General features: G+C 69.3%; 23 protein-coding genes and 1 pseudogene. 11 read left to right on the top strand and 13 right to left on the bottom strand.

Annotated features, from left to right (window positions below):
* Window positions 1-228, top strand: a pseudogene (locus tag VGP60_RS06495) (hypothetical protein); the annotation flags it as partial.
* Here the strand turns inward: VGP60_RS06495 and VGP60_RS06490 are convergent.
* Window positions 225-782: an EF-hand domain-containing protein gene (locus VGP60_RS06490; protein ID WP_327546950.1), complete on the bottom strand. Its 558-nt coding sequence runs from the start codon at window positions 780-782 to the stop codon at window positions 225-227. The pseudogene VGP60_RS06495 and the gene VGP60_RS06490 overlap by 4 nt on opposite strands.
* Window positions 783-907: 125 nt before the next feature.
* Window positions 908-1798: a diiron oxygenase gene (locus tag VGP60_RS06485; protein WP_327546949.1), complete on the bottom strand. Its 891-nt coding sequence runs from the start codon at window positions 1796-1798 to the stop codon at window positions 908-910.
* Between the two features lie 86 nt (window positions 1799-1884).
* Between VGP60_RS06485 and VGP60_RS06480 the strand changes: the two genes are divergently transcribed.
* Window positions 1885-2562 (top strand): TetR/AcrR family transcriptional regulator, encoded by a 678-nt coding sequence (locus VGP60_RS06480; protein WP_327546948.1) that lies wholly within the window; start codon window positions 1885-1887, stop codon window positions 2560-2562.
* Here the strand turns inward: VGP60_RS06480 and VGP60_RS06475 are convergent.
* The 5 genes from VGP60_RS06475 to VGP60_RS06455 all read right to left on the bottom strand — a co-directional run bounded on the left by VGP60_RS06475 (window position 2559) and on the right by VGP60_RS06455 (window position 6601).
* Window positions 2559-3035 carry a hypothetical protein gene (locus VGP60_RS06475; protein ID WP_327546947.1) on the bottom strand — a complete coding sequence of 159 codons (477 nt, stop codon included), beginning with the start codon at window positions 3033-3035 and terminating at the stop codon, window positions 2559-2561. The genes VGP60_RS06480 and VGP60_RS06475 overlap by 4 nt on opposite strands.
* 54 nt (window positions 3036-3089) lie before the next feature.
* Entirely contained in the window at window positions 3090-4106 is a 1017-nt protein-coding gene (locus VGP60_RS06470; protein WP_327546946.1) for an LLM class flavin-dependent oxidoreductase, read from the bottom strand.
* A gap of 40 nt (window positions 4107-4146) precedes the next feature.
* Window positions 4147-4542: a DUF6221 family protein gene (locus VGP60_RS06465; RefSeq protein WP_327546945.1), complete on the bottom strand. Its 396-nt coding sequence runs from the start codon at window positions 4540-4542 to the stop codon at window positions 4147-4149.
* A 110-nt stretch (window positions 4543-4652) separates the two neighbouring features.
* Window positions 4653-5675 (bottom strand): non-homologous end-joining DNA ligase, encoded by a 1023-nt coding sequence (ligD, locus tag VGP60_RS06460; RefSeq protein ID WP_327546944.1) that lies wholly within the window; start codon window positions 5673-5675, stop codon window positions 4653-4655.
* 377 nt (window positions 5676-6052) lie between these two features.
* On the bottom strand, window positions 6053-6601 hold the full coding sequence (locus tag VGP60_RS06455) for a GNAT family protein (protein ID WP_327546943.1): 549 nt from the start codon (window positions 6599-6601) through the stop codon (window positions 6053-6055).
* Between the two features lie 68 nt (window positions 6602-6669).
* Between VGP60_RS06455 and VGP60_RS06450 the strand changes: the two genes are divergently transcribed.
* The 8 genes from VGP60_RS06450 to VGP60_RS06415 all read left to right on the top strand — a co-directional run bounded on the left by VGP60_RS06450 (window position 6670) and on the right by VGP60_RS06415 (window position 13261).
* Window positions 6670-7329, top strand: a complete 660-nt coding sequence (locus tag VGP60_RS06450; RefSeq protein ID WP_327546942.1) for a TVP38/TMEM64 family protein — start codon at window positions 6670-6672, stop codon at window positions 7327-7329.
* A 217-nt stretch (window positions 7330-7546) separates the two neighbouring features.
* A complete protein-coding gene (locus VGP60_RS06445; protein WP_414640299.1) occupies window positions 7547-9184 on the top strand; it encodes a serine/threonine-protein kinase in 1638 nt (545 codons plus the stop codon).
* A 56-nt stretch (window positions 9185-9240) separates the two neighbouring features.
* The gene (locus tag VGP60_RS06440) at window positions 9241-9546 is read left to right on the top strand and encodes a hypothetical protein (protein ID WP_327546941.1); all 306 of its coding nucleotides are present in this window, start codon (window positions 9241-9243) and stop codon (window positions 9544-9546) included.
* A 90-nt stretch (window positions 9547-9636) separates the two neighbouring features.
* Window positions 9637-10059, top strand: coding sequence for a peptide-methionine (R)-S-oxide reductase MsrB (msrB, locus tag VGP60_RS06435; RefSeq protein ID WP_327546940.1), 423 nt, complete (start codon window positions 9637-9639; stop codon window positions 10057-10059).
* Window positions 10060-10139: 80 nt separating this feature from the next.
* Window positions 10140-11075: a TIGR04222 domain-containing membrane protein gene (locus VGP60_RS06430; protein ID WP_327546939.1), complete on the top strand. Its 936-nt coding sequence runs from the start codon at window positions 10140-10142 to the stop codon at window positions 11073-11075.
* 74 nt (window positions 11076-11149) lie between these two features.
* Window positions 11150-12109, top strand: a complete 960-nt coding sequence (locus tag VGP60_RS06425; protein ID WP_327546938.1) for a TIGR04222 domain-containing membrane protein — start codon at window positions 11150-11152, stop codon at window positions 12107-12109.
* Window positions 12102-12914 (top strand): DUF692 domain-containing protein, encoded by an 813-nt coding sequence (locus tag VGP60_RS06420; RefSeq protein ID WP_327546937.1) that lies wholly within the window; start codon window positions 12102-12104, stop codon window positions 12912-12914. Before VGP60_RS06425 ends, VGP60_RS06420 begins: the two co-directional genes overlap by 8 nt.
* A complete protein-coding gene (locus tag VGP60_RS06415; RefSeq protein ID WP_327546936.1) occupies window positions 12911-13261 on the top strand; it encodes a hypothetical protein in 351 nt (116 codons plus the stop codon). The genes VGP60_RS06420 and VGP60_RS06415 overlap by 4 nt, the downstream gene beginning before the upstream one ends.
* Here the strand turns inward: VGP60_RS06415 and VGP60_RS06410 are convergent.
* From VGP60_RS06410 to hemQ, 4 genes are read right to left on the bottom strand one after another with little or no spacing between them, the layout of a single operon-like run.
* Window positions 13232-14578, bottom strand: a complete 1347-nt coding sequence (locus VGP60_RS06410; protein ID WP_327546935.1) for a CoA transferase — start codon at window positions 14576-14578, stop codon at window positions 13232-13234. The genes VGP60_RS06415 and VGP60_RS06410 overlap by 30 nt on opposite strands.
* A complete protein-coding gene (locus tag VGP60_RS06405) occupies window positions 14575-14970 on the bottom strand; it encodes a type II toxin-antitoxin system VapC family toxin (RefSeq protein ID WP_327546934.1) in 396 nt (131 codons plus the stop codon). The genes VGP60_RS06410 and VGP60_RS06405 overlap by 4 nt, the downstream gene beginning before the upstream one ends.
* Entirely contained in the window at window positions 14963-15202 is a 240-nt protein-coding gene (locus tag VGP60_RS06400) for a FitA-like ribbon-helix-helix domain-containing protein (RefSeq protein ID WP_327546933.1), read from the bottom strand. Before VGP60_RS06400 ends, VGP60_RS06405 begins: the two co-directional genes overlap by 8 nt.
* A gap of 41 nt (window positions 15203-15243) precedes the next feature.
* The gene (gene hemQ / locus VGP60_RS06395) at window positions 15244-15936 is read right to left on the bottom strand and encodes a hydrogen peroxide-dependent heme synthase (protein WP_327546932.1); all 693 of its coding nucleotides are present in this window, start codon (window positions 15934-15936) and stop codon (window positions 15244-15246) included.
* 197 nt (window positions 15937-16133) lie between these two features.
* Between hemQ and VGP60_RS06390 the strand changes: the two genes are divergently transcribed.
* The gene (locus VGP60_RS06390) at window positions 16134-19367 is read left to right on the top strand and encodes a S8 family peptidase (RefSeq protein ID WP_327546931.1); all 3234 of its coding nucleotides are present in this window, start codon (window positions 16134-16136) and stop codon (window positions 19365-19367) included.
* On the opposite strand, the gene hemG is transcribed toward VGP60_RS06390, so the two are convergent.
* Both hemG and hemE read right to left on the bottom strand, forming a co-directional pair.
* Complete coding sequence (gene hemG / locus VGP60_RS06385; protein WP_327546930.1) at window positions 19345-20757, bottom strand: protoporphyrinogen oxidase; 1413 nt, start codon at window positions 20755-20757, stop codon at window positions 19345-19347. The two genes, VGP60_RS06390 and hemG, sit on opposite strands and share 23 nt — an antisense overlap.
* Complete coding sequence (gene hemE / locus VGP60_RS06380) at window positions 20754-21833, bottom strand: uroporphyrinogen decarboxylase (RefSeq protein ID WP_327546929.1); 1080 nt, start codon at window positions 21831-21833, stop codon at window positions 20754-20756. Before hemE ends, hemG begins: the two co-directional genes overlap by 4 nt.
* Between the last annotated feature and the right edge of the window lie 69 nt (window positions 21834-21902).

The following is a 21902-nucleotide window of genomic DNA, read 5'->3' as shown; positions in this document are numbered from 1 at the left end:
GGGGTGGTGTTCTACGTATTCGTTCTGGGTGGTCTGCTGCCGTTCCGACCGGGCGATGGCGCCGACGCCGGATTGTTCTTCGCCGGGCTGGCGTTCCTGGCCGGGTTCAGCGAGCGGTGGGCTCAGGACACCCTGGTGCAGAGCACCCCGGGGTTGCCGAGTCCCGCCAAACGACACGACAACCGCGGCGGAGGCGGCCAAGGCCTCCCGCCGCGGTCAGTGCGCTAGCGGGCGTCGGCCAGCGGGAGGTCGAACTTCCCGAACACCCAGGTGCCGGGCGCTTCCGGGTTGTCGCCCGCCCAGAACTCGGTCCAGAGCTCGGTGAACTCGTCCTTGGAGAGGTGCCCGTCGCGGTCGAGGTCGAGCAGACCGAAAACGTCGCCGGTGTCGGCCGGGCGGCCGTTCCAGGCTTCGATGAGCTGGCGGTACTCGGCGGCGGAGATCTCGCCGTCGGCGTCTTCGTCGACGGCCTCGAACATCGCGGTGGCCGTCCCGGCGACGACGTCGGTCATGGTCCCCAGCTGGTCCACGACGAGCAGCACCTCGTCGAGGGTGACCTTGTTGTCGCGGTCGAGGTCGGACGCGGCGAGCAGGGCGCCCCACCAGCCCATCATGATCGAACCGAGCCTGGCGTGGCCGTCGGTGCCCGGCTCGAGGCCGCGCATGCCCGTCCACCTGGCTGTCAGTGCTTCGAAGTCCGCCGCCTCGAGGAACCCGTCCCCGTTGGCGTCCATGGCGGTGAAAACGCCCGAGATCTTGCGTCTTTGGAACTCGCTGGACATGGCTGGCCCTTCTGTCGTCCGATGTGGACAAATCAGCGTGGCTGCCACGCACCCTGCGCGACAATTGGCCATGCGGGTCAACCAACGACACGACCAGGTGAAACTGCTAGTCACATTCGGTGAGGTCAGAGCAGGTGCGCCTTGCGCCAGAGCCCTTCGCTCCGGCCGCCGATGAGGCCTTCCTCGCGGAGGAACGGCACGATCTTTTCCGCCATCCAGCGCCGGGTTTCGTGGAAATGCGGGTTCGCCAGCGCCGCCGCGCGCCCCTCGGCCGGCGTCAGCCCGACGCTCCGGTAGACGCGGGAATCCACCAGGCAGTCCACGACCGTGTAGGACACGATCGCGGTACGGACCCGGTGCCGGCGCAGGCTCGCCTTGCTCAGTTTCGGCGTCTCGCGGCTGACCTCTTCGCGCGCGAACCGCACGTGCCGCGCCTCTTCGACGACGTGGATGCGGTTCACCGCGCGGATCAGCGGCTGGATGCCGTCGTCGTCCATCATCGAGCGCTGCAGCCGGTCGGTGGTCTCCTCGGCGACCAGCACGCTGGCGAACATCGACGGCCCGCTCGCGGTGGCGGCGAAGATCTTCGCCAGCTTGTGCACCAGCGGCGGGACGCCGTAGCGCGGCACGCCGAGTGCCTCGGCGGTGCGGGCGAACATGATCGAGTGCCGCGTCTCGTCGCCGATCTCGGTCAGCGTGTACTGCGCGTGGGCGCTGCGCGCGTCGAGGTCGTAGGCGTAGCGGACCAGCATCTGCATGAGGATGATCTCGAACCACAGCCCGACGCTCATGATGCTGGCCATCTCGTGCTTGGACAGCTCGATCCGCTGCTCCGGGGTGAACCGCTCCCACAGCTCGGTGCCGTACAGCGAAACCCGCTCCGGCGGCATGAAGAACTTGTCCTCCACCAGCGGGGCGGCCCATTCGACGTCGAGATCCGGGTCGTAGGAGTTGCGTACGGACGAGTTGAGCAGCCGTGCGGCCGTGGTGTCCCGATCCCTGGTCTGCCCTGCCATCGCCGGCCTCCCTGACTTATGGGTACGCGCTGTACTCACTATCTGGAGGGTACATGCCGTACCCGCTAAGTGCGTAGACTCGGCTCATGTCCGACGAAACCCGCCCCGACGGCCGCGCGACCCGCTGGGCCGGGCAACACGAACGCCGCCGCACGGAATTCGTCGACGCCGCGCTCGCCGCCATCGCCGAACACGGGCCCGACGTGTCCACCGAGCAGATCGCCGAAAAAGCGGGTGTCGCGCGGACCCGGCTGTACAAGCACTTCGGGGACGCCGGAGACCTGCAGAACGCCATCTCGCGGCGGGTGAGCGAGCTGATCACCGAGGAGCTCGAACCGGTCTGGAACCCGCAGGGCACGCCGATGGAGATGATCACCACCGCGGTGGACACCCACCTGCGCTGGCTGACCGAGCACGCCCATCTCTACCGCTACCTGACGCGGAACTCCCTCGACGGCGACGCGCCCGACATCCGGACAGCGATCGGCGTGCACCTCACGCGGTTCTTCGGGGGCTACCTGACCGCGTTCCGGCTGGATCCGCTGCCCGCGGCGACGATGGCCTTCGGGATCGTCGGCTACGTCGAATCCGCCACGAACCACTGGCTCGACGGCGAGCGGGAGTTCACCCGCGACCAGCTCGTCGCCCAGCTCACCGGGACGATCTGGACGATCCTCGACCACACGCTGCGCGCGGGCGGCGTCGAACTGGACCCGCATCTGCGCCTGCCACCGGTCGCGGAACTGGCGCCGGTGACGGCCTAGCTACACAGGATGACGAGCGCGGTACTGAGGTCTTGGACCTGCGCTTGGTTGTCCTCGGTGGACTGCAGCGCGGCCGCGAGGACCTTGGCGGCGTCGCCGCACTTGGCCAGCCCGGCGTTCTTGTTCTCGGCCGCGGTCTTGCCGTCCTTGGCAGCGGCCAGCTGGTCGGTGGCTTCCTGCACCTGCTTGCCGGCCTCGGAGAGCTGCCGCTCCTTGTCCGCCGTCTGAGCCGTCGCCTTGTCGGTGTCGCTCTTCGCACCGGCGTAGAGCCCGCCGAACACGGCCGCGAGAACCAGGAACAGCACCGCGGCGGCGGCGAGCGGCACGACGAGGGCCGGCCTCTTCCCGAACTTCCGCGGTTTGGCCGGTTCCGGCTCCGGGGTGTGCTCGACCGGCGTCTGCCCGTAGGTGGGCGAAACCTCCGCGGGGGCAGAAAACGCGTCGAACTGCGGCTCCTGGCCGGGCTTGGTCACGTCAATCTCCAAACGAACAAAGGGAAACCCGGGGTCAGTATGAATGACGCCGGATCAAGCCCGTTGCCCAGGCCGAATGCCGGCCAGTTCGGCCAGACGGCGGTACGAGTCGAGCCGCTCGTCGAGGTCGAAGACACTGGTGGTCACCAGGATCTCGTCGGCGCCGCTGCGCCCGGCCAGTCCGCCGAGCGTTCGCTCGACCTCGTCCGCGGTGCCGAAGACCTGGCCCGACAGCGCCGAGTCGAACCGCGCGCGTTCGCGATCGGTCATCGGCAGGGCGAGCACGTCGGCCGGTGGGAGCAGCGGCGGGAATTCGCCGCGCGTGCGCGAATACGTCGTCGACCAGGCTTCGGAAACCAGCATCCGCCAAGCCTTTTCGGTGGTTTCGGCGACCGCGACGGCGCTCGACAAAACGACGTAAGGAGCGGGGGAAATCGCCGACGGTCGGAAATTGTCACGATAGGCGTTGATCGCGTCGATCATCGGCCGTTCGCCGCGGATGTTCGCGATCACCAGCGGCAGCCCGAGTTCCGCCGCGAGCGCGGCACCGGATCCGGTCGCCAGCAGGAAAGCCGGGACGCGCAGGCCCTCGGCCGGAATCGCGTGCACGCCGGAAAACTCCTGCTGGGTCCCGGAAAACCAGCCGAGCAGCTCCGTCACCTGCGCACCGAAATCGGCCGCGTCCTCCTTGCCGTGCCCCAGCGCGCGCCGGATCCCGTCGGTGAAGCCGACCGAACGGCCGAGTCCCATGTCGATCCGGCCGGGGAACAGCGATTCCAGCACACCGAACTGTTCCGCGACGACCATCGGCCGATGGTTGGGCAGCATCACGCCGCCGGTGCCGACCCGGATCCGCGAAGTCGCCGAAGCGACCGCGGCGGCGAGCACAGTGGGTGCCGAACCGGATACTCCCGGCACACTGTGGTGCTCGGAGACCCAGAATCGGTGGTAGCCCAGCGCTTCGACGTCGACGGCGAACCGGATCGTGTCCCGCAACGCCCGCGCACCGCTCCCGCCCTGACGGGTCGGCGAACGGTCCAGCACGGAAAGCCGCGGCGGTAAGGAAGTCACTTAGAGGTCAACGTGTCCGCACGCACGGCATTCCCCGGGGTTACGGCCGCCACCGCTCGCGGTAGCCGGGCTCCTCGCTGTACGGCATCGCCAGCAGCCGTAACGTCATGCACCAGTTCGAGGCCGGCTCGTCCGACGGGACATCGCAGGTCTCACACCAGTATTCGCTGCCGTGCAAGGGAAAACCCGGGACCTTTTCGGTCACCGTGGTCTGGTGCGCCTTGAGCAGGAGCCGGGAGGCTTCGATCTCCTGGATCATCTGGTTGACGACGTCGAGTTCGGTGTCGCCGAGGCCGCGGATGCGCATCTCGATGACGACCTTCGAGCCGCCCCTGTCCATCCGTTCGCCGAGTTTTCCCTGCTTGACGGCCTGCATGAGAAGCGCTTGCCGCTGGTTCACCTGCGCGTTCAGAAAAGCGATCAGGTCGTCCGCCATGCGCGTCCCTCCTTGCAGAGGCAGTCGTGAGCCCGTTGTCGACGATTAGTCGCCGCAAAGGGGTCCGACGTTACCCCCGGGTGAAGTCTCTCACCAGGGCTTAAGCGACATCAGGTATCCGAACGTGCCTTACTGGGCTGAACGCGCTTCGGCTCGCCCGGCATTTTGGGGTGGTCGGGTGGGTAGGGCATGTCCCCGAGACCGTGATCGCGCTCGTCCCGGGCGTACCACTCGAGGAGCGTTTCGAGCCCGAACGGTTTCTCGTCCATCGGCGCGTGCAGGTCGCCGTGCTCCCGGTACCAGTCCGGCGCCGTCAAGACGTCGAAGTCGTCGGGATGGACTTCGCCTAGCTGCTCCCACGTCACCGGCGTGGACACCGTCGCCTTCGGCGTCCCCCGCACCGACCACGTGGACGCCACCGTCCGGTCCCGGGCCGCCTGGTTGAAGTCGATGAACACGCGGCCGCCGCGTTCTTCCTTCCACCAAGCCACCGTCGCCCGCTCCGGCATCCGCCGCTCGACCTCGCGCCCCAGCGCGATCACCGCGTGCCGGACGCCGACGAAATCCCACTCCGGCCGAATCCGCACCAGCACATGAACCCCACGCCCACCGGACGTCTTGGGGTAACCCACCAACCCGGCGTCCTCAAGCACCTCGCGCACAGTCCCCGCGACAGCCACAGCGTCGTCGAACCCGGCCTGATCCGGCGGGTCCACATCGATCCGCAACTCGTCGGGATGATCGACCTTCGGCCGCCGAACCGGCCAAGGATGAAAGTCGAAGGTCCCCAAATTGGCCGCCCACGCGAACACCGCGGGCTCAGTCGGGCAGATTTCTTCGGCCTTACGCCCCGACGGAAAAGTGATCTCCACCTTTTGCACCCATTCGGGCGCTCCCTTGGGCACCCGTTTGGCGTAAAACCATTCCCCGGTAACCCCGTCCACATATCGCTTCAGGGTCGTCGGACGCTCCCCCACCGCCCGCAGCAACGGCTCGCCGACGGCGATGTAGTACTCCACCACCTGCCGCTTGGTGATCCCGCGCTCGGGAAAGTAGACCTTGTCGGGACTGGACACGCGGATCTTCCGCTCGCCCACCACGTACTCCACCGCTTCCCCATGCTTCGCCGCCATGCGCCCAACCTACCCAGCCACCCAGGCTTTTGCCGCAACCACGCGGGCCCTTAGTCCGTAAAGCCAGTCACCACGACTCACGTCCGCCCCACGGGCGGGAGTCTTCACCGCGCGCGCTCGCCGAAGGCCAGGTTTGCGGGAGCAGGGCGCCCCCGGCACGGTCGCAAGCGACCTGCCCATGCCACGCCCTGGTCACGCAAACCTGATGGCGCGCTGCCAATAAACACAGGCTTTTCTACCGCACGCGCAACAAAAAACCAGCCAGGCAGCTTTGAGCCGTACAGGCCAGAGCCCAACCACCAGCCTTGAGCCGTACCCTCCCGACCCAGCCCAACCAGTACCCCCCGGGGAAAGTGTCGACACTTTCCCCCAGCCCCTCACCGAGGGTCAGTACCCAGCACCGACATCAGCACCGAGTCGTACCGCTTCCCCTCCCACAAGATCGCGTCCCGCAGAACCCCCTCCACCACAAACCCGCACTTCTCGTAAACCCGCCGCGCCCGTGGGTTGTAATCCGCCACATCCAGCCCCACCCGGTGCACCCCCAGCCGCCCGAACGCGAAGTCCAGCACCACCCGCACAGCGTCAGTCCCAAACCCCCGCCCAAACACGGCAGCCGAAGCCAAAGCGATCCGAAACCCGATCGACTCGTTGACCACGTCGAGATCCATCAACACCACCTCCCCCACATACCGCCCCTCCACCAGGATCGCCCAGTCAGCCCGATCCTCCCGCCCAGGCCGGGTCCGCAAAAACTCCCGAACCTGCTCCGGCGTGAACTCCGCGTGCGTATGCGTGAACCTCCGCGACTCCTCGTCCCCCAGAGCCGCCCAAGCCTCGTCGAAGAACGTCTCGTCCAACTGCGTCAGCAAGACACGTTCCCCGTGGAGCACCGGCTGATCCCGCAAAAGATCGACGTTGAGCATGAGACGAGTCCAACACGACCACCGCCGGGGCGTCAGCCGAATTTCCCGCGCGCACTACCGTGATGGTCATGTCCGGCCGAACGAAACTGATCGTCGCGCTCACGCTACTCGCCGTCGCGGTGGTGGCGGCGCTGATGCTGCCGATCCCCGCTCCGGCCGAGCTGCGCACCTGGGCGACCGGCAACGGCACCACCACCGCGCTGCTCTTCCTGCTGGCGTATTCGGTGCTGGCGGTCGTCCCCATCCCCCGGACGGTCTTCAACCTCGCGGCCGGGCTGCTGCTCGGCAATCTCGTGGGCATCACGGTCGCCGTCGCCGCCACGGCGATCGCGGCGAGCTTGGCTTTCGGGTTGGCGCGGCTACTGGGGCGTGACTTGGTGTCACGACATCTCCACCGAACGTGGGTACGAACGGTCAACGAGCGGCTCTCCGGCGGGGGTGTGCTGGCTATCACGTCGCTGCGCCTGATCCCGATGGTGCCGTTCGCGCCGATGAACTACTGCTGCGGCATCTCGTCGGTCCGGTTCGGGCCGTATCTGCTGGGCACGGTGGTGGGCAGCCTGCCGGGAACGGTGGCCGTCGTGCTGCTCGGCGACGCATTGACGGGCAACACGCCCCCTGAATTGCTCGCTTGCTACGGCGTGTTCGCTATCCTCGGAGCGATCGGCCTGGTCAAGGTGTTCCGCAAGCGCAAGGCCGTCGACCCACAGCCCGAGTACGCCGTATAGCCCAAGCACGTCACATGGCCTGAGTACACAGCGTCAAGACCGTCTGGCTGACGTCGGACCCGAACCTGTGACCGCTACACTCGATCGGGTGCGCGGGGGCAGTGTTCGCGTTCAGTAAAGCCACCATCGCGGAGATCTCCGAGGAGCAGGCGTCATCGAGACCGGTCAACTGATCGCAGGGCACTATCGCCTTGTCGAGCACATAGGTAGCGGTGCCATGGGGGTCGTATGGCGCGCCATCGATGAGCGACTGGAACGCTCCGTCGCGGTCAAGCAGATCCTCGCCCAGCCAGGCCTTTCCGAAGCCGAGCGCGACAACATGCGCCAGCGCGCCATGCGCGAGGCCAAGAACGCCGCCCGGTTCCAGCATCCCAACGCCATCGTCGTGTTCGACATCGCCGAGCACGGCGGTGACCCATGCCTGGTGATGGAGTACCTGGAGGGCCGCAGCCTGTCGGCGTTGCTGGCCGAGCAGCCGACGCTGCCGCTGGCCCAGGTCGCCAGGATCGGCGAGCAGGTCGCGTCCGCGCTGGTCGCGGCGCACCGCGCCGGGATCGTGCACCGGGACGTCAAGCCCGGCAACATCCTCCTCGACGACCACGGCACCACGAAGATCACCGACTTCGGCATCTCGCGCGCCGCCGGTGACATGGCGCTGACCCAGACCGGCCTGATCGGCGGCACGCCCGCGTATCTGGCGCCGGAGCTGGCCCGCGGTTCCGACCCGGTGCCCAGTTCGGACGTCTTCGCCCTGGGCGCGACGCTCTACCAGGCCCTCGAGGGCACCACGCCGTACGGCGACACCAGCAACCAGCTCGCGCTGCTCTACGCGGCCGCGAACGGCCAGATCCAGCCGCCGAGACAGTCCGGCGCGGCGACGGCGTTGCTGATGAGCCTGCTGCGCAACGAGCCCGCCGACAGGCCCACCATGGCCGAGGCACGCGATCGGCTCGCCGCGCTCGCCAGGAACGAGCCGACCCCGCAGGGCGGCATGGTCTCGCCGCCGCTGTTCAACTCCGGCAACGCGGGCCGCAGACCGGCCACGACCGACACCCCGGGCCGTGGCCTGCCCGGTGGTGTGCGCCCGCCGTGGCAGCGCGTCGAACCGAAGAACCCGCAGCCCGCGGTGGCCCAGGCCGCCGTCCCGGCACAAGCACCGCCGATGACCAAGTCATTGGGCGCCCCGCCATCCACACCCGCGCCGACGGCGGCGTACATACCGCCTCGCCCGGCCCAGCAGCCTCCACCCCCCGCACCTCCGCGTCGCCCGGCACGACCCGCCGCCGGTGGTGGCGGGGGCATGGATCCCGACACCAAGCGCAAGACGGTCATGTTCGCCGGTGCGGGCGCGGCCGTCGTCGTGATCGCGGTGATCGTGTTCGTCGCGCTCAGTTCGGGCGGCGACGGCGGCAACCAGCAGGCGGGCGGGACGACACCGAGCACTTCCGCCCCGGCGGGCTCCGGCTCGCCGAAGCCGACCCCGTCCACGGCACCTTCGTCTTCCCAGGTCTCCAGCAACGGGAAAGTCGAGTGGGGCTCCGCGGGAAGCCTGATCGTCGAGTTCTACGACTTCCCTGGCAACATCGCCGGTGCGTGGGGCAAGCTGACGCCCGGCGCGCAGCAGGTGTACGGCACGCAGGAAGCGTTCCAGGCGTACTGGAGCCAGTACAAGAACGTCTTCGCCAAGACGGCGACCGCCTACAAGCACGCCAACAACGAAGACGGTTCGGTCGACATCCAGTTCAACCTGAACCACGACGGCCAGGCCGAGCAGAAGATCGTGCGAGTCATCAACTCGACCGGCGGTCTGCTCATCGACGGCGACACGAAGGTCGGCGGCGTCAACCCTTCCTGATGAGACACCCCACGTAATGGGTGTGCGGATCGGGGTCGATGCCTTACCGTGGGGGCATGGCCGATTTCGGACATCCCGGACCGGGCCCGAACCCTCGTTTCGGCGAGGATCTGGTCGGGCTCGACCCGTACGACCCCGAGGCGCGCGCCTTCGCCGAGCATCTGGACCGGATGGAACGCTGCGGTCCGACGTTCACCGTCGAGGCGTCGATCAGCGGTGTGGCCGACTTCGCGGAGTCGAGCAACCGCCTCGGCGGGCTGCGCTGGTGGGCTTCGGTCGCGCTGGTGAGCCTGATCATCATCGGGGTCATCGTCGCGGCCTGGGACATCATCGGCCGCGCCGCCCTGTGGCTGAGCAGCTGAGTTCTTACCGACCGCTGACGTCGTGCGCGGTCCCTGTCACATGCGCGGGATCCACCACTTTCGCGGAGTAACGTGAAACGGGTGAAAGGCATGAAACCCGTTGTCGGAGCCACCCCGCGAGTGGTCAAGTCCGAGCAGGAATGGCGCGAGCAGCTGGCGCCCGATGAGTACGCGGTGCTGCGCGAGGCAGGCACCGAGCCGGCGTACGTCGGCAAGTACACCGACACCGAGACCACCGGCGTCTACAGCTGCCGCGCCTGTGGCGCCGAGGTGTTCCGCAGCGACACCAAGTTCGCCAGTCACTGCGGCTGGCCGTCGTTCTACGACCCGGCGGATTCGGACGCGGTGCTGCTGCGCGAGGACCGCACGATGGGTATGAAGCGCATCGAGGTGCTGTGCGGCTCGTGCCACAGCCACCTGGGCCACGTGTTCGAGGGTGAGGGCTACGGCACCCCCACCGACCAGCGCTACTGCATCAACTCGATCTCGTTGACACTCGTGCCCAAGCCGTAACATCCGCGAGGCCACCTCCGTCCTCCCTCCGGCGTTAACGTCGACACGACGCACGTCGTGGGGGACGGAGGGGCGGTGTCATGAACGAGCCGTGGGGAATTTCGGGACCGGTGTTCGCCGGTCTGTACGCCGGATCGGTCGTCGCGCCGATGCTCGTGGGCGCGCTGCTGGTCGGCCTGCGCAAACGTCACTCGCCCGGCAGCGTCCTGGGGCGGCTACCGAGCATCTATCACTTCGCTTATCTCGCCGGTGGTCCCGACCGGGTCACCGACACCGTCGTCGCGTCCATGATGGAACGCGAGCAGCTGCGGGTCAGCAGCTCGGGCAAGCTGTACACGACGCCTCAGCAGCCGGTCGGCCCGCTGGAGGCCGAAGTCGCCCAGCGGTTCGGCAAACTGCCGTCGACGGCGTACACGCTCTATGAACCGATGCGCGGCTCCGCGGCCATGCTCGCTCTCGCCGCGGAACTCGCGGAGATGAAGCTCGTCTTCCCGGACCGTGCCCGGCGGCGGGTCTGGCACACAGTGCTGGGGGTCTACGCAGCGGTCGTCGTGCTCGGTGTCATCCGCGCGATCAACGGCGGGCGGCTGGGTTACCCGATCGGCTATCTCGTCGGGCTGATCGTCCTGGCGCTGGCCGGAATCGCCTGCTCAGTGTGGTTCGCGCGGCCACGTGCCGAAGACCAGAACACCAACGCGGGCTGGGACGCCTACTCACAGAACAAGGGCGACCGGTCGCTGGTCCACGGCGCCGCCGGGGTCGTGGCCAAGCGCGGCCTGATCCGCTACCCCGACTACGAGGTCGCCAAGGCGCTCACCAAGGAACACGCCCTGCACACCAAGATAGCGGCCCAGCGCAAGCGCGGGCGGAGCTCGGTCGGCTACGCGAGTGGCGGCGGTTTCGTGGGCGGGTACGCGTGCAGCTCGGGCAGCAGTTCCTGCGGTGGGGGCGGCAGTTCCTGCAGCGGAGGCAGTTCCGGCGGGGGCGGCGGTTGTGGCGGGGGCGGCGGCGGATAGCGCCAAAACTCCGCGAACGCCCGTACGGGCGGATTACGGTAAGCCGGCACAGCACAGGCAGAGGAGTAACGACGATGGAACCTTGGGGAATTTCGGGACCGGCCTTCGCCTGGTTGTTCGCCGTGTCGCTGGTCGTGCCGCTGATCGTGCGCGCCCTTCTGCTCGCGTCGATCAAGCGGACGAGCGCCCCGAGCCCGGCTTACGCGCGGCCACTGTCGCTCTACCACCTCGCGTATCTCGCCGGCGGTCCCAAGCGGACGGTCGAGACGGTGATCGCCGCACTGGTGGAGCGGGGCCAGCTCCGGGTCAACAGCAAGAAGAAGCTCAAGACGGCCGGCGCGCTGCCAGTCGACCCGCTCGAGCGCGCGGTCGCCGAAGCGGCCGACGACGCCGTCGGGTCGACGACCACCGGCGTGCTGAACTGGGTCCGCTCGTCCAGCCAGCTGAGGACACTCGCCGCCGAGCTGGAAGCCCAGGGCCTGCTCGTTCCGGCGGAAAAGCGGCGAACGGTCCGGCGGACGGTGTTCTTCCTGTACCTGGTGGTGTTCGCGATCGGCATCGCCCGCTGGGTCAACGGTGTCTCGCTCGACCGGCCGGTCGGGCTGCTCACGGCCGAGCTGGCCGGCGGGTTCATCCTGTGCTTGATCATCGCGCCGCTCTCGACAGCGCGGGGCGTCAAGGCCGGTCCCCAGTTGACGTCGGCGGGTGCCGACGTCCTCGCGCGGGCGCGTTCGGAGCGGTCTCCGAAAGCAGGTTCCCGGAACCAGGCAGTGGCTGACCCCCAGGGCTATTCGCCGCACTCGCAAGGTGTGCCGCAAAGCGCGTTGCTGGTCGGCGCGGCCGCGGCCGTCGCGTTCGGCGGACTCGCCATGTACCCCGACCCGGAGATCAGCGAAGCCCTGATGCGCCAGCCGATCGCCGGTGGCGGCGGGTCGTCCGGCGGCGGGGACTCGTCGTCGGGGAGCAGCTGCAGTTCGGGCAGTTCCTGCGGTGGCGGGGGCGGCTGTGGTGGTGGCGGGGGATGCGGTGGCTGAGGTGCCGGGCCCGCTGGGTGTGGGCATCGGCTGGCGTGAGGAGATCGACCTGTCGATAGCGCGCCTGCCCGGTGTCGACTGGGTCGAGGTGGTGGCCGAGAACCTGCACACCGAGCATCTGCCGGAGACGTTGCTGGCCCTGGCCGAACGCGGGATTCCCGTGCTGCCCCACGGGGTTTCGCTCTCGCTGGGCAGCGCGGAGCCGGTCGACACGCGGCGCGTCGAGCACCTCGCCGAGGTGACCGGCGCGCTCGGCGCCCCGATGGCCAGCGACCACGTCTGTTTCGTCCGCGCGGGCGGGCTCGACTCGGGGCATCTGCTCCCGCTCCCCCGCACCCGCGAAGCGCTGGACGTGCTGGTGGACAACGTGAAGCTCACGCAGTCCATCGTGGGCGTCCCGTTCGCGCTGGAGAACATCGCCGCGCTGCTGGAGTGGCCGGACGCGGAGCTGACCGAGGCCCAGTTCCTGCGAGAACTCACCGAGCGCACCGGCTGCCTGCTGATCGTGGACGTGGCGAACCTCTACGCCAATGCCCGCAACCTCGGCGTCGACCCGGCCGCCTTCCTCGACGAGATTCCCTTGGAGCGGCTGGCTTACGTCCATGTCGCGGGCGGGATCGAGCGGGACGGGCTCTACCACGACACGCACGCGCATCCTGTCCTGCCCGAAGTCCTCGAGCTCCTCGGCGAACTGCGCTCCCGCGTCGACCCGCCCGGAGTACTCCTCGAACGCGACGACGACTACCCGACCGACACCGAACTCGCCGGTGAGCTGGCCGCCATCCGCGCGGTGGTCACGCGATGACCGGCCGGGAGCGGCTCGCCGAGCAGCAGGCCGAACTGCTGAAGGCGTTGCTGGCGGGTGGCGAAATCCCGCCGGGCTTCGACGAAGATCGCATCCGGGCGGAGCGGATCGTGTTGCGCACCAAGCGAAGGTGGGTCACCGGTTTTCTCCGCCCGGACCTCCGCCGCGAACTCGGCGCCCGGTTCGCGGAGCTGTTCGACGCCTATGCCGTGACACATCCGCGCGCCGAAGGCGTCCGCGCCCACCAGGACGCCGACGCCTTCGGGCAGTGGCTGATCGACCGAGGCGAACTCAAAGCACCGAAGAAGGCTCGGTGGTCACCACTTGGGTGGATTGCTTCCCGGTAACGGGGACCCGATCGTCCACTGTGGATTCGCGCCGGGCAGCACCCCCGGGACGCGCACATGGGTCAGCGTCCCGAACGCGCTCGGCGTCTCCCGCAGCAGGCCCGTGACGTCGAGCTCGTCACCGTGGGGATCCTTGCGCCCCAAGGAGTCCAGCCACCTGCCGGTGCTCGCCAGCGACAGCTGTGTATGCCAGGTACCGCCTTCGAGCACCTGGCGTTTGACCGCGGTCATCACCGCGGCCGCGGTGAGCCAGCCGGTGGCGTGGTCGAGTGCCTGGACCGGAAGCGGCCGCGGCTCGTCCGAGCCGTCCTCGGCCGCGATCCCGGACGCCATCTGCACGAGGCTGTCGAAGCCGCGGCGGTTCGCCCACGGACCCAGCCGGCCGTACGCCGATAGGTCGGCGACGATGAGCCCCGGCCGCAGCTCGGCCAGCTCGTCGGCGCCGAACCCCAGCTTGGCCAAGGCGTTCGGCCGGAACGACTGGAGGAACACGTCCGCCCGGGCGATCAGTTTGCGCAGCCGGGCGCGGCCACCGTCGGTGCTCAGGTTCAGATACGTCGAGCGCTTGCCCATCCCGGTGTCGGCCACCAGCGGCCCGACCGTCGGCAGGTGCTCGGCGCCGACGTGCAGCACGGTGGCGCCGTGCGCGGCCAGCGTGCGGCCCGCGACCGGCCCGGCGATCACGTGCGTCAGGTCCAGTACGCGAAGACCGCCCAACGGGCGTTCGGAGTAGAACAGCGAGCGGGCCGGCGCGTCACCGATCCGCCGCAGCTCGACCGGTGGCAGCTCGCCGACGGCTTTTCCTTGCGGGTGCTCGAGCCAAGCCGCGCGATCGCGCATCGCGGCCGCCGCGCCCCCTGCCCAGATGACCGATTCCTCGACGTCCTTCGCCGTCCGGCCCGCCACCGCGGCGGTGACCGCGGCCCGGGTCGCCGGGACGCCGAGCGCCCAGCACACCGACGCGGCGTGCTGCGGATAGTTGCAGTGCAGCCGGACCCAGCCGTCGCTCGCGCGGTAGTCGCCGGTCAGGTCGGCCCGGACCCCGCCGGGCGACTCGCCGTCCACCCGGAGGTACCGCTCGCTCTGGAACGCCGCGGCCGCGTGCCGGGTGTCCACCGACACCACGCCGGGCTCGATCCCGCGCAAGCGCAGGAGCTCCCCGGCGGCCAGCGTCGCCGCGGCGATGCTCGCCGAGGCCGCCGCCGCGACCCGGAACGGACCGGGCAGCACGGACTCCGCACCGGTGATCTCGACAGCCCCTTCGGCGACCGGTTCCCCGGTCAGGGTCGTCCACAGCTCGCCAAACTCGGGATTCATCCCACCACCTCGACCTTGCAGGGCAGACCCGGCGCGCGGCTCAGCTTGACGTCCGCGGTCAGCAGCGGGACTTCGAGCCGGGCGGCGAGCGCCACGTACAGCGCGTCGTAAAACGTGATCGTGTCGCGTAGCTCCCACACGGCGCGGGTAAGCCAGCCGAAATGCGGATAGCGCTCGTCCACCAGGCCCGGCAGAACCGCGAGGCCGACAGCGGCCACGTCTGCGGTGATCTTCCCGGCCAGCAGCAGCCGCCTCAAGACGTTGCCCACTTCGGCGTCCAGCAGATGTGGCGCGTGGATCTCCGCGCCGGAGAGCCTTTCCAGCACCTCCGAAGAACCGGTCAAGGCGAACACCGCTGTCGAGGCGTCGAGGACGTACAGGGGACTACTCACCCCGCATCGCACGGACCTCGGTGACGATCTCGTCCCTGCTCAGTCCTCCACCCGGAGTCCGCTCCCAGACCTCTTGGACCGCTTCGACGGCCGCGCGCTTCTTGGCCCGGCGAGCCATCACCGAGGCCTGCTCCTGCATGTAGGACTGCAGGGATTTGCCCTCGGCCTTGGCCGCGGTACGCAGGGCCTCGTAGTCGTCCTCCGGGATGTTGCGGATCTGGATGGTCGCCATAGCGCTATTCTAGCGCTATGGCGCCAGAATAGCGCTACCGCTTATGGCAGGTTGGTGATCAGGTCCGCCGGCGCGATCATCGGCCCGGTGTAGAACGGGACCTCTTCCCGCACGTGGCGACGCGCTTCGGTGGCGCGCAGGTGACGCATCAGGTCGACGATGCGGTGCAGTTCGTCGGCCTCGAAGGCGAGGATCCACTCGTAGTCGCCGAGCGCGAACGCCGGGACGGTGTTGGCGCGGACGTCCGGGAAGCCGCGGGCGGCCTTGCCGTGATCGGCAAGCATCGTGCGGCGCTCTTCGTCCGGCAGCAGATACCACTCGTAGGACCGGACGAACGGGTACACGCAGACGTACTTCCGGGCCTCTTCACCGGCGACGAACGCGGGCACGTGGCTCTTGTTGAACTCCGCCGGGCGGTGCACCGCGACCTGGCTCCAGACCGGGGTCGACGCCTTGCCGAGCGGGGTGTGCCGGAAACCGGTGTACGCGGCCTGGACCTGCTCGACCTCCTCGGCGTGCCACCAGATCAGGTAGTCCGCGTCCGCGCGCAGCCCGGCGAGGTCGTAGACGCCGCGGACGACGACACCCTTGCTCTCGAGCGCGTCGAGGTACGCGGTGGTCTCCTGCACGGCGGGGCCGCGGTCCTCGGGGAGCTTGCCCTGCTCCGCCTTGAACACCGACCAGGCGGTGTAGCGGATGGTGTCGTTGAGCTCGTTGTAGTTCAGCCTCGCCATGGCTCCATCTTGGCACCCTGCCCGTCCCACCGGCCACGAGGCACTGGTCACCCCGGCCTCACCAGGCTTGTGAACTCACTCGGCGGTTGTCACCCATGGTCGGTTACCGCTACTTTCCGCGTTCTGTCTGATCGCCTGGGGAGGAATTCATGCGTTTTCGATCGCCAAATTCTTGCGGCAGACTTCTGGTGGGCGGGATGGCCGCGGCTCTCGTAGCGGCTTGCGCGAATACCGCGAGCGCCGCCACGACCTCGTCGGCCGAACCGGCTCGGAGCAACGTCGCCGGGGAAACGAAAATGGTCACCTTGCTGACCGGAGACCGGGTCGCGGCCGGCGCCGGGTACGCCGTCCTGCCGGGCAAGGGCCGGGAGAAGATCGGCTTCTCCAGTTTCGAAACCCGCGGGCACAAGTACGTGATCCCGAACGACGCGGCACCGCTGGTCGCCAAGGGGACGCTGGACGTCCGGCTGTTCGACGTCAGCGGGCTGATCGCCGACGGCTACGACGACGCGAGCCGCACCACACTGCCGCTGATCATGACCTATCGCGACTCGGCCGCACCCCGTGCGCTGAGCCAGACCGCGGGCACCACGGTCACCCAGGCGCTGCCGAGCATCGGCGGCGCCGCCGTCAGTTCCGACAAGACATCGGCGCTGTGGAACAACCTGACCACCCCGGACAAGTCCGTCCGGGTACTGGACGCAGGCGTCGAAAAGGTTTGGCTGGACGGGAAACGCCAGGCCGACCTCGACCACAGCGTGCCGCAGATCGGCGCGCCGACGGCGTGGGAAGCCGGGTTCACCGGTGAGGGCACGAAGGTCGCGGTGCTCGACACCGGCGTCGACCAGACCCACCCGGACCTCGCGGACCGTGAGCTCACCGAAAAGAACTTCTCCGGGGCGGCCGACGGCGTCGACCACTTCGGCCACGGCACGCATGTCGCGTCGATCGTGGCGGGCACCGGCGCGAAGTCGGGCGGCAAGTACAAGGGCGTCGCGCCCGGCGCTCGGATCCTCGACGGCAAGGTGCTCGACGACTTCGGCTCCGGCCAGGAATCCTGGATCATCGCCGGTATGCAGTGGGCCGCGGAGCAGGGCGCGGACGTCGCCAACCTGAGCCTCGGCGGCGGCGACACCCCGGAGATCGACCCACTCGAAGAAGCGGTCAACACGCTTTCCGCGCAGTACCCCACGCTGTTCGTCATCGCGGCCGGGAATTCGGGGCCCGGCAAGGGTTCCGTCGGTTCGCCGGGTACCGCGGACGCGGCGCTCACCGTCGGCGCGGTGGACCGCGACGACAAGATCGCCCCCTTCTCCAGCCGCGGCCCGCGCGTGGGCGACGGCGGGATCAAGCCCGACATCACCGCACCCGGCGTCGGAATCGTCGCCGCGCTGCACTCGGACGGGAAGATCGGGCCGCCCGTGGTGGACGGCTACACCGCGCTTTCCGGCACGTCGATGGCCACCCCGCATGTCGCGGGCGCCGCGGCGCTGCTCGCCCAGCAGCACCCGGATCTCACCGGGCAGCAACTGAAAGCGCTGCTCACGGCGTCGGCCAAGCCGTCGGCCGGGCTGACCGTGTTCGACCAGGGCTCCGGGCGCGTCGATTCGGCCGCGGTGCTCGGGCAGAGCGTGGTGAGCACGCCGACGAGCCTCGCCTTCGGCGTCCAGCAGTGGCCGCACGACGACGACCAGGCCGTCACCAAGGAGATCGCCTACACCAACAGCGGTGACGCACCGGTCACCTTGGACCTACGCGTGGAAGCGGCCGGACCGGACGGAAAACCCGCTCCCGCTGGTGTTTTCACCGTCTCCCCCGCCCAGGTCACGGTGCCGCCGGGCGGCAAGGCGACCGCGACGGCGAGCGGTGACGCCCGCGCGGTCACCCAGGACGGCGTGTACAGCGGGACCGTGATCGCGACCGGCGGCAAGACGTCGGTGCGCACTCCGGTGGCGATCGACCGCGAGGTCGAAAGCTACGACCTGACCCTCAACGCCATCGGGCGTGACGGCGGCCCACCCGCGGACTACTACTCGACGCTGGTCAACGTCGACAGCGGCGAATTCCTCCGCCCGTACGACGCCGACGGCAGTGTGACCGTACGCGCGCCGAAGGGGCGGTACCTCCTGCAGACCACGGTGATGACGGCCACCACGACGGACATTCTCAGCTACCCCAACCTGACCGTCGGCGGGGATCTCACCGTCGACCTCGACGCCAGGCTGGCGAAGCCGGTCAAGGTCTCCGCGCCGGACAAGACGGCGGCGCTGGGACTCGCCGAAATCTCCTTCACCCGCACTGTGGGCGACCAGTCGTACGGCATCGGCACCATCTTCTTCGACAGTATCGAAGGCGCGGCCACCGCCCACCTCGGACCGGAACTGCCGCCCGCCGAACTGAGCGGGCTGGTCAATACGCAGTGGACCGCCGGAACCTCGGCGTACGGCCTCGCCTGGTACACCCACGGCCGGTTGGTGACCGGTTTCGTCAAGGACGTCAAGCAGTCCGATGTGGCGACTGTGAACGTCGAATTCGGCACACTGCCCACGGGGCTGAGGGCGCTCACCGGGGCGAACCCGTCCCCGCACCTGAGGACCGGCGGTAGCTGGGGCCTGCTCTCCGAGAGGCCGGTGCCGGGCACCCACGTCGAGTACTACAACGGCGACGACGTCGACTGGAGCCGCATCGCCCTCTTCGAGGACCCGGCAACGCGGCAGCTGCGGGGAATCGCCGCGACCCCGGCGAAGTACTACAGTCCACAAAGGACCTATCGGGAGTCCGTGCTGCGCGCGGTCTTCGGACCCGTGGTGCCGGTGTCCTACTACCCGGGAAGCGGGATCACCCGGCTGAAGGACACGATCACGGTCGACGCGGCGCTCTTCGGCGACTCGGGTGGCAACTCCGTGTCCTTCGACACCGACAAGGGGAACACCCGGTTGTACCGCGACGGGAAAGCCGTGGGGCAAACCGAATACGCGGGCTACGGCGTGTTCGACGTCGAGCCGGGTGACGCGGCGTACCGGGTCACTTCAGAAGCGACGCGTCCAGGTTTCGACCTGAGCAGCCGGGTTTCGGTGGCCTGGACGTTCCGGTCGAACACCACGACGGCCTCCCAGCGGCTCCCGATCTCGACGATCCGGTACTTCCCGGCCCTCGACAACGCCGAATCGGCGCCGTCCGGGGTCCCGTTCACCGTGCCGGTCGCGGTGCAGGAGCAGGGAACCGACGTCCTGAAGACGCCGTACCGGCTCACCGCGGAAGCCTCCTACGACGGCAGCCAGACATGGACGCCGGCGACGGTGCTCGGCAACGCGCAACTGGTCCTGCACCACCAGGCGGGCGCGGAAGCGGTGTCGCTGAGGGCGAAGGCGACCGACGGGAACGGGAACACGGTGGAGCAGACCATCGTCAACGCGTACCGGCTCCGGTAGCGGCTAAGCGCTGTGCGGCGGCGTCGGCGGTGCCGATGCAGGCGGGAATGCCGACGCCGTACAGCGCCGCTCCGGCGATTTCCAGCCCGGGCACCTCGGCCACCGATCGTTCGATGCCGGCGATCAGGTCGAGGTGTCCCACGGCGTATTGGGGCAGGCCGCCGCCCCAGCGCGTCACCAGGGTGTCGATCGGTTCGGCGGTGACGCCGGTGAGTTCGGCGAGGTCTTCGCGCACGACCCGCACCAGCTCGTCGTCGCCGGTGTGCAGCGCGCCGGGCTCGCCGAAGCGGCCGACGGACCCGCGGACCAGCAGCGGGCCGTCGGCGTAGTGCGCCCATTTCCGCGCGGAGAAGGTGAAAGCCTTGGAGGCGAACGGTTTTCCGTCCGGGCGGCGCTCTCCGGCGCCGATCAGGACCCCCGAACTGTCCGGCAGTTCGGTGCCCGGCGGCAGGGCCAGCGCGACCACCGCCATCGACGCCAGCTCGATCTCACCGAACGCCTTGGCCGCTTCGGGGGCGGCTTGGTCGAGCAGGCGCCGCGCGGCCGGGGCCGGTACGGCGAGCACGACGGCGTCGACGTCGACGGGTGTGTCCTCGGGGGCGTGAGCCGGTGCGGCCGCGCCGAGTTCGAGCCGCCAGCCCTCGCCGTGGCGGGTGAGGGACCGGACGGGCATGCCGAGCCGGACGTCGGCGCGCGCGAGTTCGGTGAGCCGCGTGACCAAACCACCCAGACCGCCGAGCAGCGTGCCGAAGACCGGCGCGGTACTCGGAGAGGCGGGCATGAGCGAAGCCGCGGCCGCCGTCAGCGTCGGAGCTCCCGCGGCGACGGCGTTGGCGAGGCCCGGCATCGTCGCGCGCAGGCCGAGCCCGTCGGCTCCCCCGGCGTAGACACCACCCAGCAACGGATCCACGAGCCTGTCGACGAGTTCGTCGCCGAAGCGTTCCCGCAGCAGCGCGCCGAGCGGCACGTCACCTTCGGGCAGGGACACCGGCGGCAGCGTGCCTTCGGCGGCGACGGCCCGCGCGCCCGCGTCGGACAGCACTCCCGCCACGGCGTCGGGTGAAGCGGGCACGCCCATGATCGTCCCCGGCGGGAGGCCGGTGACCGAGCCGCCCGCGTGGATCTTCGCGCGGGCTTTCGTCGGATGCGTGAGCGCTTCGCCGAGACCGATCTCTTCGACGAGCGCCTTGGCTTCCGGGCGCCGGGCGAGGAACGCCTCGGCGCCGACGTCGTAACGCCGGCCCGCCAGTTCGACCGTGCGCAGCTTGCCACCGAGGGTGTCCCCGGACTCGAACAGGAGGATCTCCGCGTCCGCGCCCAGCAGGACCCGCAGGCGGTACGCCGCCGTCAGCCCGGAGATACCGCCACCGACGACCGCGACCCTCTTCACGGCTGCAGCTCGTGCACCAGTTCGACGACGCGGGTCAGCACCTCGGGGTCGACACTGGGCAGCACGCCGTGGCCGAGGTTGAAGATGTGCCCACCGGCCGCGCGGCCTTCGGCGGCGATGCGGCGGACCTCGCCCTCCAGCACCGGCCAGGAGGCGAACAGCAGGGCGGGGTCGAGGTTGCCCTGGACCACCGGCAGCGGCGCGCCGGGCACCGCGAGGCGCCGGACGGCTTCGTCGAGCGGGACGCGCCAGTCGACGCCGACCACATCGGCGCCCGCGTCACGCATCGACGTCAGCAGCTCGCCGGTGCCGACGCCGAAGTGGATCCGGGGCACGCCGTACTCCGCGACACCCGCGAGGACCTTCGTCGAGTGCGGCAGCACGAATTCGCGGTAGTCGCGGACCGACAGCGCACCGGCCCACGAGTCGAACAGCTGCACCGCGTCGACCCCGGCGTCGAGCTGGGCCTTGAGGAAGGTGAGCGCGATGTCGGCCAGCTTGCCGGCCAGCGCGTGCCACACCTCGGGCTCCGAGTGCATCAGGGCCTTGGTGTGCTCGTGGTTGCGGCTCGGGCCGCCCTCGATGAGATAGGACGCGAGGGTGAACGGCGCGCCGGCGAAACCGATCAACGGCGTCTCGTCCAGCGAGTCGACCAGCAGGCGCACGCCGTCGGCCACGCGGGAGACCTGGTCCGGCGAAAGCTCAGGGAGCGCCTTGACGGCGTCGAGGTCCCGGATCGGCGAAGCGACGACCGGGCCCGTACCGGGCACGATGTCGATATCGACGCCCGCGGCCTTGAGCGGGACCACGATGTCGCTGAAGAGGATCGCGGCGTCCACCTTGTGCCTGCGCACCGGCTGGATCGTGATCTCCGCGAGCATCTCGGGATCGAAGAGCGCGTCGAGCATGTCGACACCCTCGCGGAGCGCGCGGTACTCGGGCAGGGAGCGACCGGCTTGGCGCATGAACCACACTGGCAGCCGGGCCGGGCGGCCACCGCGGGCAGCCACCAGGAAGGGCGCGTCGGACAAGGCGCGGCGAGCCGACTGAGGCCGCGCCTGAGCTGTAGGAGACATCCCCATCATCGTGCCATGAGGCCCGGCGAGGCGATCTCTCGGCGCGTCTGCGCGCTCAACCGAGGGTTT

Origin of the sequence: Amycolatopsis sp., from assembly GCF_036008905.1 — a bacterium.
Taxonomy (GTDB): Bacteria; Actinomycetota; Actinomycetes; order Mycobacteriales; family Pseudonocardiaceae; genus Amycolatopsis.
The sequence above is the reverse complement of the archived record's forward strand: the minus strand, read 5'-3'. Positions and strand labels throughout refer to the sequence as shown.